Below are 13,432 nucleotides of genomic sequence, written 5' to 3' on the forward strand. Positions count from 1 at the left end.
ATGTTGTTCATTTAAATATAAAGATTTTCGTTCTTGAGCGAACATTTAAAATGAATCCAATCGCAATCATGTATGTAAGTAGTGAACTGCCTCCGTAGCTCATAAGAGGTAATGTTATCCCTGTAATGGGAAGTAATCCAATTGTCATCCCGATATTTTGAAATACTTGGAAAGTAAACATTCCGATTGTACCAGCGCAAATGTAACTACCGAAAGGGTCATTACTTTCTAAAGCGATATGAATCATTCGGAAAATGAGTAAGAAAAAAAGTGAAATAATGACACTTGCGCCTAGAAATCCAAATTGTTCAGCGACATTAGTGAAAATAAAATCTGTATGGGGTTCTGGAAAATATACTTGTCCATTTTCCCATCCTTTTCCTTGCATTTCTCCGGATCCAGTCGCTAAGAATGCTTGTCTTAATTGATAGCCTTGTGCATCATATTTGTAAGGTGCTAACCATCCGTAGAAGCGATTTAATTGATATTCTTTTAAAATGTGTGCTTTAAAAAAATCTGTGTGAGTAAAAAAATATATATTAATGTAGATCCAGCCACGAAAGTAGCTGAAACTAATCCGAAAATAAAACGCCATCGTATGCCAGAAACTAGTATCATTGCTGCAAGCATCGCTGAAATGACCATTGTGTTTCCTAAATCTGGTTCTTTTGCAATAAGTAGTAGTGGTGGCAAGCTTGTCGCAAATATTTTTCCAAGTAATAAAAAATCGTCATGTATCGTTTGGGAAAAATATTTCTCATTATGATTTGCTATAATTCGTCCAATGACGATAATTAAAAACAATTTCATAATTTCAGAAGGCTGAAAATTTCCGATACCTGGGAGCCTGTACCAAGCGGTAGCGCCTTTAATTGTAACGGCACCTGGTACTTGAAGTTCTAGTCCAATAAGTAGTACCATTGCAAAGCTGTATAAATACCAAGCAATTTTTTGATAACGATCGAAGTCGATAATCATAATAACACCAATGGCTATAAATCCAATGAAATACCATTGGATTTGCTTTAGTACAAAATTGACGTTTTGTAAAAATGGAGGTAAAGAGGCTTGTGCACTTGCAATAGCACAACAACTAACAATCCCAATGGCAAATAAAATAAATAGTAATAAGTAGTCTATTTGATATTGAGAATTTGGATCTTTCAATGTAGGTATTCCTTTCTACTGCTCTTTATAGTAATGGATTTTATCCCGCATTAATGGGCAGTAAGACCCCCACCTCAAAATTCAGGGAAAGCGAAGAAGTTAGGTGGGGGATCAACTGCCCGTAAAAGCCCGATTGGTGAGGGCTGATTAAAGTTTCACTTTATAGTATGAGAAAGAATGTATGAACTATACGAATGATTCACATATAGTCCATACACTTTTAATTTTGCAAAGTAGTTTAATTGTTTAACTCTTTAATAATTATATCCAAACAATGGGAAAGACGTACATGTGCGTCAGGAAAAATATCTAGTTGATGAAGATAGTATTTTAAGGAACTTTTACACCATTGGTAAGCACTAAGTAGAGCTGCTCTATAGTCCATAGTATTTTGTAAAAAGCCATATTCTTTTGCTGTTATAACAAGGTGTGTGAAATCTTCACAACCTTGAAGGAGCTTATTGTGTATTTGTTGTCCAGCATGGTAGCGAAATTGACTTAAAGGCTCAGAAATGTATATTGCATTTCCTTTAGAAAGTAAAGAAATCCATGAGGCCATATCAACACTACAAGAATATTGTCGCTCTTTAAGGGTGCCAAAAGGTTCAGTGAGTAATTTTTTTCGAAACAAAGTAGTCGTAGGCTCACCGATAATGTTGTGCCCGCCCTTTAACATCCAATTACCTAAAAATATCCCGTTTAATGGGGTGTCTTCACTATATAACCTTTGTGTTGGGTGGGAATCACCTATTAGATTTCCATAATCATCAATACGTACTCGATAAGAAGTAACAAGAGCAAGATTTTTATTGGAATCTTGCTCAAAATAGGCCATCATTTTTTGTATTTTATGCTTATAAAACACGTCATCGTCCATTAAAAAGTTTATATACTCACCATTTGATTTTTCTATGAGCATAAGGTCATTGTGAAATTGTCCTAGAGTAGGGGTATTTCGAATATATGTTATATTTTTATAATTTGGTAAGTATTGTTCGCGTATTAAAGTTGCTGTTTCATCATTTGTACTATCATCTCCGATGATGATTTCAATATTTGAATAAGTTTGTGCCAATGCACTTTCTAGAGCAATTTTGAAATAATGAGGCCGATTATAAGTGGGAATAAGGATGGAAACGAGAGGTGGATTTTTTTCATTCATCATACATAACTTCCTTTCAGAAGCTTTTTTTTGTAAGAACAATATCTTGGTAACTTGTATATTCATGTCTGCCGCACCATAAGCCGTAATGGGGCTTATTGATTATTTCTAGGTCGTACTTATTCAATAAATTGCAAATATCTGTCTCCGGATAAGCAACTGCGAAATTCGGAATATCTTTATTTACAACGTAGCAATTTTCAATTCGATGATAAAAACCTAATGTACTTTGTCCTGCATTTAAATAATAAGACGATTCAGGGTTTATAAGAAAGAATGTAATGAAACATCTCCCGTCTTTTTTTAATACACGTACAATTTCAGATACGTAATGTTCTAATTCTTTTGGGAGAAGATGCGTAAATACAGAAGTTAAAAAGATAAAATCGAATGTTCCGTCTTCATAGGGAAAACGATATTGAGAGGCATCTTCTTTTCCTTCCGGATTATAGAATTGATTGTATATGTCAACATGTTCAAAGTGAAAATTATTACGCATAGTTGAAATGTTATTTTGACACCAAGTAATTCCATCTTTAAACAAATCAAATCCATAATACGCTCCATCATCATTTAAGTAATTCATTAATGGTACAGCCATTCGGCCGACGCCGCAGCCTACATCCAATACTTTTTCATTTGATTTTAAAGCGCCAATTTGAATAAAATGCTTTAGGAACTCTTTTCCAACCTTTTTGAAGTCGCCACCTACATATTGGACGAGTTCAGGAGGGGGGAGTAAAGTCATTTCTTTGTTAAATTCGCTCATGAGTATACCCCTTTCTTGTGTGAGAATATGCAGTAACTCTATTAATGAAATTTTCAATTTGTAGTGAGAGAAGACAGGAAAACAATTGTTATATGTAAGGAGATTCCGAAAAAAATATTTTGTTGGGTTAGAAGTGAGAGAAGGATGAGTGAAAATGGGATCTCCTATAGATTAAATCTTTTTATTCTTTTCTCCAATAAACGCCAAATACATCAATTTTAGTAATAGGGGCTTTTAAATTTCGTTGCTTTCTAAAGTCTGTCACAGCCTCAGCGCATGGTGGTAGCCCGTAGTCATCGATAATTATATAGCCACCTTTAGAAACTTTATCATATAAGTTCATGAGACCATCCATGGTGGATTCGTACATATCACCATCAAGCCGTGCAATTGCTATTTTTTCAATTGGTGCTGTTGGTAAAGTATCTTTAAACCAACCTTTTAAAAATTTCACTTGATCATTTAGTAAATCATATTTTTTGAAATTCTCTTGTACTTGTTCTAAAGAGACGCGTAAGTAATCGAATGTGTGTAAATAATCACCGTAATCTTTTGGATATTGTTCTAGATTCGGTGCTGGCAAACCTTCAAATGAATCTGCGACCCACACATTACGATCCGTAATGTTGTTTGCTTGTAAAAACCCATTCATAAAAATGCATGATCCTCCGCGCCATACACCTGTTTCAATAAAATCACCTTCTATATTTTCACGAACAACGGTTTCCATCGCCTCTTGTAATTGGTTCATACGTTCTCGACCAATCATGCTATGTGCTGCTCTTGGCCAATCCATTCCATCATGACGTTCACTTTTTGAGACATTTGGTTTTACAATTTTTAAGTTATGGTTTTCGGCATATTGCTTAATGAATAAAGGGAGAGGGACTGTAACTGGTTCGAATTCTAGTTCTTTCGAAATATGTAGAGATGCGGGTAAGTATGCCTCATATTCTAACCATATTTCAAATAAAATTGTCTTCTTTAGCAATTCGAGATAAAGCTGAACAGCAGATTTACTTTCCATATTTGTGCCTCCTGCAAAATGTCATACAACAATATGATTATGTAGGTACTGAATGTTTCATGATTGAATTTGAAATTGAAAAAGCAGTAAAACTGATATCAGTTTTACTGCTAAGTAAAAAATTAAGCAACTTTTTCAATAATAATAGATGCACTCGTGCCAAGAGCTAATGATAGCCCAAGCCCTGTAACAATTACTTCAACTAATGATGGAGTTGTCGTAATTTGCGTAATTGCTTGAATAACGATAGGTGCTCCGAGTGAGATTAAACTTGATCCAGTACCTGGTACAGGTACTCCATTCACTTGGATTGTAAGACCTCCTAATAGACTTGCTGTTGCAGTATTAGCGATAACAGTAATTTTATAGAATCCAGTTTCACTAATTACGAAAGTATCAGCATCTAATTGAGAAATTGCTGTACCAAACTGAGATCCAACAGTATTAAATGGTACTGGATCATTAATTCCTAGATCTAAAGAAATCCCACCGGAGTTAAATGCGTATAGTCCTGCTGGAAGTCCTAGTCCGGATGGTCCAGTTGGTCCAGTTGGTCCAGTCGGTCCAGTAGCCCCAGTCGGTCCAGTAGCTCCAGTGTCACCAGTCGGCCCCGTAAGTCCAGTAGCCCCAGTGTCACCAGTCGGCCCCGTAGGTCCAGTAGCTCCAGTGTCACCAGTCGGCCCGTAGGTCCAGTAGCTCCAGTGTCAGTCGGCCCCCCAGTAGCCAGTGTCACCAGTCGGCCCGTAGGTCAGTAGCCCCAGTGTCACCAGTCGGCCCCGTAGTCCAGTACCAGTGTCACCAGTTCCCGTAGGTCCAGTTGGCCCCGTAGGTACAGTCGGCCCTGTAGGTCCGGTCGGTCCAGTCGCCCGGTCGGCCAGTCGGAAGGGTAAACGGTGGTATCGGTGGTAATGTAGGTCCTACAAGATTAGGGTCAAATGCACTAGCTGATAAAGATTCATCGGGATTTAATCCATTTGAATAATTATTATTTGACATAAATTCACCTCCATAAAGCGTTCATTATATAGTAGATGCAAAACCGAAAGAAAATGACACGGACATTTGAATTATTGAAAAGAAATCTTAAACTACTTGAACAATTTAAAAAAATGGAAAGTTTAGTATAGGTATAACATATGATTGATTTGGAAGAGGGTGATTATGTTGAACAAGCAAGGAATTACAATTAGTTTATGTATGATTGTTCGAGATGAAGAGGAGACAATAGCCCGTTGTTTAGACACAGTTGAAAAAATTGTGGATGAAATTATAGTAGTTGATACAGGTTCCGTCGATCGAACGAAAGAAATCGTAGAGAAATACACTTCTAACATATATGATTTCCAGTGGATTGATGATTTTGCAGCAGCAAGAAATTTTTCTTTTTCAAAAGCGACGCAAGAGTATATATTGTGGCTAGATGCAGATGACGTATTATTAGAAGATGCTCAAGAAGCGTTGAAACTTTTAAAAAGAGAATTAGATCCTAAAATTGATGCCGTTTCGATGCCTTATCACCTTGCAATGGATTCTAACGGGAAACCTTTATATTGTACAAAAAGAAATCGACTTGTAAAACGTGAAAAACAATTTCAATGGTTTGGAAAGGTTCACGAGTATTTAGCTATTTCTGGTGAGGTTTTTAGTAGTAATGTTGCTATTACGCATAAAAAAGAAAAAAAAGTAACAGATCGTAATTTGAGAATTTTTCAAAACACTGTAGCTGCAGGGGAAGAATTGAGTCCAAGGGATTTATTTTATTACGCAAATGAATCTATGGATAACCAAAAATATGATGATGCAGTTCTTCTTTATGAAACATTTCTTAATCAGGACGAAGGATGGTATGAAGAAAAAATTTATGCATGTGGTAAGTTAGGAGATTGCTATGCGAAGCTCGGAATGTGGGAGAAGGCAATTGAATCTTGTGTGAAGTCGTTTCGGTATGACGTCCCTAGAGGAGAGAATTGTACAAGAATAGGATATATATATATGGAACAAGAAAAATATAATGAAGCGATATTTTGGTTTAAACTTGCAACGGAAGTACCAATGGCAACGGAAAGTCCTTTCCATAGTCCAGCTAGCTACACATGGCTACCCTATTTACAAATGTGTATTTGTTATAGCAGGTTAGGAGAGCAGGATAAAGCATATTATTACAATGAATTAGCAGCTTCTTATGTTCCGAATAATGCTGCAATTGAATATAACCGTAAATATTTTCGGGGAGTTTTTGATAAACCATATAAAGCGTAATAGGTTTCGTTTTTTAGAAATGATTTATCGTTATTCTAACTCTAATAGATTGGTTATATATTAGAGTATCAGTAACGTAACCAATATAGATAAAAATTTTTATACTGCTATTTGCGGGCTAATAATCAGTGGGGGATGAACAAAAACTACACTTTATAGAATTCATATGAGATTTATATTTCTAATTCAATTTGCATAAGGAGTGTGTGAAATGAATCGCGAAAAAAGTTCTTTATATGAAGAAAAATCCGAGCATTATTATAATGCAGCGAATCCGAATTTATTAAAGCATATAAAAAAGGAATGGAAAGAAGTTCTTGATATTGGTTGCTCGAGCGGTGCATTGGGAGCAGCTATTAAAGAAAACGGTACACGTGTATCAGGAATTGAGGCATTTCCAGAGGCTGCAGAAAAAGCGAAAGAAATACTAGATCATGTTATTTTAGGGGATATAGAAAAAATAGATCTTCCTTATGAGGAGGGGCAATTTGATTGCATCCTATTTGGAGATGTATTAGAGCATTTATTTGATCCATGGGCTGTGATTGAAAAGGTTAAGCCATATATAAAGCAAAATGGTGTGATTTTAGCAAGTATACCAAACGTTGCTCATATTTCAGTATTAGCGCCCTTACTTGCCGGAAATTGGACGTATACAGAATATGGTTTATTAGATAAAACACATATTCGTTTCTTTACATTTAATGAAATGCTAAGAATGTTTTTAAAAGCAGGATATGTTATTAGTAAAGTAGATCGTGTATATGTTGATCATAAAATGTATGAGCCGCTTATTGAGGAGTTGTATGGAATTTGTAAAAAATATCGTCTTGGAAGTGGCTTCATGGCTGAGACAGTTGTATTTCAGTATATTATTGAAGCTGAAAAATCACAATTATGAGTGCTGCAGACAAAACAATATTATTTGTTACATGTATAAATGATCGGAAATTGTATGCAAACTGCGTGCGACATATATTGCAATTGTTAGTACCTCCAGGGTATATTGTTCAATTTATGCCGATTCGAAATGCGAAAAGTATGACGAGTGGATACAATCAAGCTATTTCGCATCCAGCGAAGTATAAAGTGTATTTACATCAAGATGTTTTTATTATAAATAGAGCTTTTTTATATGGATTACTTCAATTATTTGAGGAACATGAACACCTTGGTATGATTGGGATGGTTGGAGCGCAATATGTTCCTCCAACTGGTGTATGGAACGAAGGGCGTGGAATTGTAGGAAAGGTCATTGGTTATATGAATGATTTGTTTTATATGGCAAGTTTAGAACAACCGTATCATGAATCAAAAACATTTATTCCTGTAGAATGTATTGACGGTTTATTAATGGCGACACAATATGATGTTCCGTGGCGAGAAGACTTATTTGACGGATTTGATTTTTATGATGTATCTCAATCATTTGAATTTAAAAAAGCAGGATATACAGTCGGTGTACCTGTACAGCGCGATGCTTGGTGCATCCATTATCATTTTGATGTGAATATGACGAACTATGAAAAGTATCGAAAAATATTTGTAGAACACTATATGGCAGATGTAAATAAGGAAGAATAAAGGGGGGACAAAAATGAAAGATCATACAATATTAGTCGTTGTTTGTGTAAATAATGAGGAGCTTTTTAAACAATGTGAGAGCCAAATAAGAAACATTTTTGTTCCCCCTGGTTACGCTGTACAAATTTTTCCGATACGAGATGCACAAAGTATGGCAAGTGCATATAACCGAGCCCTTTCATATCCAGCGAAATACAAAGTGTATATACATCAAGATACATATCTTATTAATCGAGATATGTTTTATACACTTATATCTCTTTTTGAAGAAAATGAAAAGCTTGGTTTAATAGGGGTCGCTGGGGCTCAGTTTTTACCGAATAACGGGATATGGTGGGAAGGGAAAAATTTAGTAGGGAAAGTGATTGAATATAGAAGACGGAATTATCAATTATTAAATTTGGATCAGGTTTTTTATGGTAATCAACCATTTTTGTCAGTTCAGGCAATTGATGGTTTATTTATGGCAACGCAGTATGATATTCCGTGGCGAGAAGATTTATTTCAAGGGTTTCACTTTTATGATGTGTCACAATCTTTAGAATTTCAAAGGGCTGGTTATTTAATCGGTATCCCAAATCAAGCAAATTTATGGTGTATTCATTACAACGGGGATGAGTTTGATGCGGATACATATGAGAAGTACCGGAAAGTGTTTGTAGAACATTACAAAGATATATTATCTCCATCATAAAGGAGAGATGCAGAGTGAAAGGAATTATTTTAGCAGGTGGTACTGGGTCGAGATTATATCCAATAACGAAAGTAACGAATAAACATTTACTTCCTGTTGGGCGGTATCCGATGATTTATCATGCGGTATATAAACTAAAACAATGCGATATTACAGATATTATGATTATTACAGGTAAAGAGCATATGGGGGATGTTGTTAGCTTTTTAGGAAGTGGTCATGAATTTGGCGTGTCCTTTACGTATCGTGTGCAAGATAAAGCGGGCGGGATCGCACAGGCGTTAGGGCTTTGTGAAGATTTCGTCGGGAATGATCGTATGGTAGTTATATTAGGAGATAATATTTTCTCAGATGATATTCTTCCGTATGTTGAAGAGTTTGCAAATCAAAAAGAAGGTGCGAAAGTACTATTGCAATCTGTAGAAGATCCCGAAAGATTTGGCGTAGCACATATTCAAAACCGAAAAATAGTTGAAATTGAAGAAAAGCCGAAAGAGCCGAAAAGTTCTTATGCTGTTACGGGAATTTATTTGTATGATTCGAAAGTCTTTTCTTATATAAAAGAATTAAAACCTTCTGCACGGGGAGAACTTGAAATTACAGATATAAATAATTGGTATTTAAAACGAGGGGTACTTACTTATAATGAAATGAGCGGTTGGTGGACTGATGCTGGAACTCATGCTTCTCTTCAAAAGGCGAATACGTTAGCACAGGATATTAACTTTGGGAAACAGTTTAACGGAGAATAGGTGAGAATATGAAAGTTATAGAAACAAATTTTACCGATGCAAAATTGTTAGAACCGAGGTTATTTGGAGATGAGCGTGGCTTTTTTTCAGAGAGCTATAATAAGCAGGTGCTAGAAACATTAGGGATTACGTATTCATTTGTACAGGATAACGTATCTTATTCGGTTAAGGCAGGAACGATACGGGGGCTACACTTTCAAAAAAAACCGAAAGCACAAACGAAACTCATTCAAGTTATGCAAGGAGCAATTTATGATGTTATCGTTGATTTGCGAAAAAAATCACCAACATTTAAACAATGGAAAGGGTATATTTTAAGTGCAGATAACCATCGGCAATTACTAGTGCCAAAAGGATTTGCCCATGGTTTTTGCACGCTTGTCCCGCATACTATCGTTATGTATAAAGTAGATGAATATTATAGTGCAGAGCATGACTCTGGATTACTTTGGGAAGATAAAGATTTAGCAATTCCTTGGCCGGTAACAGATCCCATATTGTCCGATAAGGACCGGATATTGCCATTACTAGAGGAATATGAAGATAGTTTTTAAGTAGGAGAGTTGTTTATGAATATATTAGTAACAGGTGGGGCTGGATTTATTGGAAGTAATTTCGTTCATTACATGCTACAAAGTTATGAAACATATAAAATTATTAATTACGATGCATTAACATATAGCGGGAATTTAAATAATGTAAAATCTCTTCAGGATCACCCGAATTACTCTTTTGTAAAAGGAGAAATTCAAAATGGAGAGCTATTAGAACACGTCATAAAAGAGCGAGACGTACAAGTGATTGTAAATTTTGCAGCTGAATCACATGTGGACCGTAGTATTGAAAATCCGATTCCTTTTTATGATACAAATGTAATTGGGACGGTCACTTTATTAGAACTAGTTAAAAAATATTCGCATATAAAACTTGTGCAAGTGTCAACAGATGAAGTGTATGGTTCTTTAGGAAAAACAGGGAAGTTCACAGAGACAACGCCGTTAGCTCCAAATAGTCCATATTCTTCAAGTAAGGCGAGCGCGGACATGATAGCTCTATCTTACTATAAAACATATCAATTACCAGTTATAGTAACGCGTTGTTCTAACAATTATGGGCCGTACCAGTATCCCGAGAAATTAATTCCATTAATGGTTACGAATGCACTGGAAGGAAAAAAATTACCGTTATATGGTGATGGTTTAAATGTAAGAGATTGGTTACATGTAACGGATCATTGCAGTGCGATTGACGTTGTTCTGCATAAGGGACGTGTAGGAGAAGTATATAATATAGGTGGAAATAATGAAAAAACAAATGTAGAAGTTGTGGAACAAATTATTACTCTTTTAGGAAAAACAAAAAAAGATATTGAATATGTTACAGATCGTTTAGGGCACGATCGTCGTTATGCGATTGATGCAGAGAAAATGAAGAATGAATTTGATTGGGAACCGAAATATACATTTCAACAAGGATTACAAGAGACGGTGAAATGGTATGAAAAGAATAAGGAATGGTGGAAACCACTAAAAGATTAGTAAGGGGCATGTTAAATGAAAGAGAGGGTTATCATAACAGGAGCAAACGGCCAATTAGGAAAGCAACTATTTGAAGAGTTAAACTCTGAAGAATATGATATATATGCATTTGATAAAAAGTTACTAGATGTCACAAATATATCCCGAATACAACAAGTGGTACAAGAAATAAAACCACATATAATTATTCATTGTGCTGCCTATACGAAAGTAGATCATGCAGAGAAAGAACAGGATCTTGCATATAGAATAAATGCAATCGGAGCTCGAAATGTAGCGGTCGCTTCACAATTAGTAGGGGCGAAGCTAGTTTATATTAGTACTGATTATGTATTTCAAGGCGCCAGACCAGAGGGGTACGATGAATTTCATAGTCCTGCTCCGGTAAATATATATGGAGCCTCTAAGTATGCGGGGGAGCAGTTCGTCAAAGAGTTACATAATAAATATTTTATCGTTCGCACATCGTGGCTATATGGTAAATATGGAAATAATTTCGTAAAAACGATGATACGATTAGGAAAAGAAAGAGATGAAATATCTGTTGTAGCGGATCAAGTTGGCTCTCCTACGTATGTGGCGGATTTAAATATGGTTATTAATAAGCTCATTCATACTTCTTTATACGGTACATACCACGTATCAAACAGAGGTTCATGCTCTTGGTTTGAATTTGCACAAAAAATATTTTCGTACGCCAATATGAAAGTGAATGTATTACCTGTTTCAACGGAAGAATTCGGAGCTGCGGCTGCAAGGCCCAAATATTCTATCTTTCAACATAACATGCTACGATTAAATGGTTTTTTACAAATGCCGTCTTGGGAAGAAGGATTAGAGCGCTTTTTTATAGAAACCAAAAGTCATTAACAAATTTCTGTTAATGACTTTTTTGTTTGCCTTTAAGCGGTTTTATGTTACTATAATTATAGTATCAGGTACTAATAACAAGTATAAGTATTTCTGGGAGGATATATCATGGAACTATTACAAGGGAAAACATTTGTTGTTATGGGCGTTGCGAACCAAAGAAGTATTGCATGGGGAATTGCTCGCTCTTTGCATAATGCAGGTGCAAAATTAATCTTCACATATGCAGGAGAACGTTTAGAAAGAAACGTTCGTGAATTAGCGGACACATTAGAAGGGCAAGAATCACTTGTATTACCTTGTGATGTAACGAATGATGAGGAACTTACAGCTTGTTTTGAAACAATTAAACAAGAAGTAGGTACTATTCACGGTGTAGCACATTGTATTGCTTTTGCAAATCGCGATGACTTAAAAGGTGAATTTGTAGATACTTCTCGCGATGGATTTTTACTTGCACAAAATATTAGTGCATTCTCTTTAACAGCTGTAGCAAGAGAAGCGAAGAAAGTAATGACAGAAGGCGGAAATATTTTAACGTTAACATATCTTGGCGGCGAGCGCGTTGTGAAAAATTATAACGTTATGGGTGTTGCGAAAGCTTCATTAGAAGCGAGCGTGAAATATTTAGCGAACGATTTAGGTCAACATGGTATTCGCGTCAACGCTATTTCTGCAGGACCAATTCGTACGTTATCTGCAAAAGGTGTAGGCGATTTCAACTCAATCTTAAGAGAAATTGAGGAGCGCGCACCACTTCGTCGTACAACAACGCAAGAAGAAGTTGGCGATACAGCAGTATTCCTATTCAGTGATTTAGCACGCGGTGTAACAGGAGAAAACATTCACGTTGATTCAGGGTATCATATCCTAGGATAAATATAATATTAATTTTTAAAGGACAATCTCTAAATGCTGAGATTGTCCTTTTTATTTGTTCTTAGAAAGAACGATTTTTAACGAAAGTTCTTGCCACGTGATGAATATAACTATAATAGTACACGATTTATTCAGCTACGTATGGAAGTGGGAGGGACGAGTGTGAAGAATAAAAATAAAAGTTCAACAGTTGGAAAACCGTTGTTATATATTACGCAAGTAAGTTTAGAACTTGCTGCACCGAAAATAAAAAGGATTATCCTGACAAACTTTGAAAATGAAGATCAAAAAGAAAAAAGTAATAGACAAGAAAATATTGTAAGTAGTGCTGTGGAAGAGGTAATAGAACAAGAACAACAAGAAGAGAAGCAAGAAGAACAGCAAGTGGAAGGAAAAATAGAAGAAGAGGAAAAAGAAGAACAAGAAGAACAAGAAGAGCAAGAGCAGGTAAGAACCGTCCCGTATAATAAATCATTTAAGGATATGAATAATGATGAAAAAATTCATTTTTTATTAAACCGCCCTCATTACATTCCGAAAGTAAGGTGTAGAATAAAAACAGCTACAGTTTCTTATGTTGGATCAATCATATCGTATCGTAATGGCATCGTATCTATTATGCCGCAAAATAGTATGAGAGATATTAGGTTGTCTATAGATGATATCCAATCGATTAGTATGGCCGGCTTTTAAATATGTAAAGGTGGTAGAAAGCTTCTACCACCCCAATA

At 35.7% G+C, this 13,432-nt stretch carries 13 protein-coding genes and 2 pseudogenes; 10 read left to right on the plus strand and 5 right to left on the minus strand.

From position 1 onward, the window contains the following. Positions 1 to 7 precede the first annotated feature (7 nt). From AXW78_RS35665 to AXW78_RS31790, 5 genes and pseudogenes are all read right to left on the minus strand, one after another. A pseudogene (locus tag AXW78_RS35665) lies at positions 8 to 1,167 on the minus strand (FtsW/RodA/SpoVE family cell cycle protein). Positions 1,168 to 1,405: 238 nt separating this feature from the next. After that, on the minus strand, positions 1,406 to 2,332 hold the full coding sequence (locus AXW78_RS05855) for a glycosyltransferase family 2 protein (RefSeq protein WP_002163893.1): 927 nt from the start codon (positions 2,330 to 2,332) through the stop codon (positions 1,406 to 1,408). A 13-nt stretch (positions 2,333 to 2,345) separates the two neighbouring features. After that, positions 2,346 to 3,098 carry a class I SAM-dependent methyltransferase gene (locus AXW78_RS05860; protein ID WP_001288764.1) on the minus strand — a complete coding sequence of 251 codons (753 nt, stop codon included), beginning with the start codon at positions 3,096 to 3,098 and terminating at the stop codon, positions 2,346 to 2,348. 181 nt (positions 3,099 to 3,279) lie between these two features. Continuing rightward, positions 3,280 to 4,125, minus strand: coding sequence for a TylF/MycF family methyltransferase (locus AXW78_RS05865; protein ID WP_000444379.1), 846 nt, complete (start codon positions 4,123 to 4,125; stop codon positions 3,280 to 3,282). Between the two features lie 122 nt (positions 4,126 to 4,247). Then, a pseudogene (locus AXW78_RS31790) lies at positions 4,248 to 5,121 on the minus strand (BclA C-terminal domain-containing protein). A 165-nt stretch (positions 5,122 to 5,286) separates the two neighbouring features. Between AXW78_RS31790 and AXW78_RS05885 the strand changes: the two are divergent. The 10 genes from AXW78_RS05885 (at position 5,287) to AXW78_RS05930 (ending at position 13,394) form a co-directional block, all read left to right on the plus strand. Then, on the plus strand, positions 5,287 to 6,384 hold the full coding sequence (locus tag AXW78_RS05885) for a glycosyltransferase (RefSeq protein ID WP_000932906.1): 1,098 nt from the start codon (positions 5,287 to 5,289) through the stop codon (positions 6,382 to 6,384). A gap of 211 nt (positions 6,385 to 6,595) precedes the next feature. Next, the gene (locus AXW78_RS05890) at positions 6,596 to 7,285 is read left to right on the plus strand and encodes a class I SAM-dependent methyltransferase (protein WP_001078429.1); all 690 of its coding nucleotides are present in this window, start codon (positions 6,596 to 6,598) and stop codon (positions 7,283 to 7,285) included. Further along, entirely contained in the window at positions 7,282 to 7,968 is a 687-nt protein-coding gene (locus tag AXW78_RS05895) for a glycosyltransferase family protein (protein WP_001271182.1), read from the plus strand. Before AXW78_RS05890 ends, AXW78_RS05895 begins: the two co-directional genes overlap by 4 nt. 13 nt (positions 7,969 to 7,981) lie before the next feature. Next, positions 7,982 to 8,662: a glycosyltransferase family protein gene (locus AXW78_RS05900; protein ID WP_000651519.1), complete on the plus strand. Its 681-nt coding sequence runs from the start codon at positions 7,982 to 7,984 to the stop codon at positions 8,660 to 8,662. Between the two features lie 14 nt (positions 8,663 to 8,676). Further along, complete coding sequence (locus AXW78_RS05905; RefSeq protein ID WP_000676158.1) at positions 8,677 to 9,414, plus strand: sugar phosphate nucleotidyltransferase; 738 nt, start codon at positions 8,677 to 8,679, stop codon at positions 9,412 to 9,414. A gap of 8 nt (positions 9,415 to 9,422) precedes the next feature. Next, a complete protein-coding gene (gene rfbC, locus AXW78_RS05910; protein WP_000864167.1) occupies positions 9,423 to 9,968 on the plus strand; it encodes a dTDP-4-dehydrorhamnose 3,5-epimerase in 546 nt (181 codons plus the stop codon). 15 nt (positions 9,969 to 9,983) lie between these two features. Next, positions 9,984 to 10,952 (plus strand): dTDP-glucose 4,6-dehydratase, encoded by a 969-nt coding sequence (rfbB, locus tag AXW78_RS05915; RefSeq protein ID WP_001024172.1) that lies wholly within the window; start codon positions 9,984 to 9,986, stop codon positions 10,950 to 10,952. Between the two features lie 15 nt (positions 10,953 to 10,967). After that, positions 10,968 to 11,822: a dTDP-4-dehydrorhamnose reductase gene (gene rfbD / locus AXW78_RS05920; RefSeq protein WP_000664658.1), complete on the plus strand. Its 855-nt coding sequence runs from the start codon at positions 10,968 to 10,970 to the stop codon at positions 11,820 to 11,822. Positions 11,823 to 11,930: 108 nt separating this feature from the next. Continuing rightward, on the plus strand, positions 11,931 to 12,701 hold the full coding sequence (gene fabI / locus AXW78_RS05925) for an enoyl-ACP reductase FabI (protein WP_000421886.1): 771 nt from the start codon (positions 11,931 to 11,933) through the stop codon (positions 12,699 to 12,701). 141 nt (positions 12,702 to 12,842) lie between these two features. Beyond that, the gene (locus AXW78_RS05930; protein WP_080029703.1) at positions 12,843 to 13,394 is read left to right on the plus strand and encodes a spore coat CotO family protein; all 552 of its coding nucleotides are present in this window, start codon (positions 12,843 to 12,845) and stop codon (positions 13,392 to 13,394) included. Positions 13,395 to 13,432 lie beyond the last annotated feature (38 nt).

Source organism: Bacillus thuringiensis (assembly GCF_001595725.1).
Classification (GTDB): domain Bacteria; phylum Bacillota; class Bacilli; order Bacillales; family Bacillaceae_G; genus Bacillus_A; species Bacillus_A thuringiensis_K.

Bases quoted from the DNA above. Each gene is read 5' to 3' on its own strand.
- AXW78_RS05895 (WP_001271182.1), top strand. From the start codon at position 7,282: ATGAGTGCTGCAGACAAAACAATATTATTTGTTACATGTATAAATGAT.
- rfbC (WP_000864167.1), top strand. From the start codon at position 9,423: ATGAAAGTTATAGAAACAAATTTTACCGATGCAAAATTGTTAGAACCG.
- rfbD (WP_000664658.1), top strand. From the start codon at position 10,968: ATGAAAGAGAGGGTTATCATAACAGGAGCAAACGGCCAATTAGGAAAG.
- AXW78_RS05865 (WP_000444379.1), bottom strand. From the start codon at position 4,125: ATGGAAAGTAAATCTGCTGTTCAGCTTTATCTCGAATTGCTAAAGAAG.
- AXW78_RS05860 (WP_001288764.1), bottom strand. From the start codon at position 3,098: ATGAGCGAATTTAACAAAGAAATGACTTTACTCCCCCCTCCTGAACTC.
- fabI (WP_000421886.1), top strand. From the start codon at position 11,931: ATGGAACTATTACAAGGGAAAACATTTGTTGTTATGGGCGTTGCGAAC.
- rfbB (WP_001024172.1), top strand. From the start codon at position 9,984: ATGAATATATTAGTAACAGGTGGGGCTGGATTTATTGGAAGTAATTTC.
- AXW78_RS05930 (WP_080029703.1), top strand. From the start codon at position 12,843: ATGGAAGTGGGAGGGACGAGTGTGAAGAATAAAAATAAAAGTTCAACA.
- AXW78_RS05885 (WP_000932906.1), top strand. From the start codon at position 5,287: ATGTTGAACAAGCAAGGAATTACAATTAGTTTATGTATGATTGTTCGA.
- AXW78_RS05890 (WP_001078429.1), top strand. From the start codon at position 6,596: ATGAATCGCGAAAAAAGTTCTTTATATGAAGAAAAATCCGAGCATTAT.
- AXW78_RS05855 (WP_002163893.1), bottom strand. From the start codon at position 2,332: ATGATGAATGAAAAAAATCCACCTCTCGTTTCCATCCTTATTCCCACT.
- AXW78_RS05900 (WP_000651519.1), top strand. From the start codon at position 7,982: ATGAAAGATCATACAATATTAGTCGTTGTTTGTGTAAATAATGAGGAG.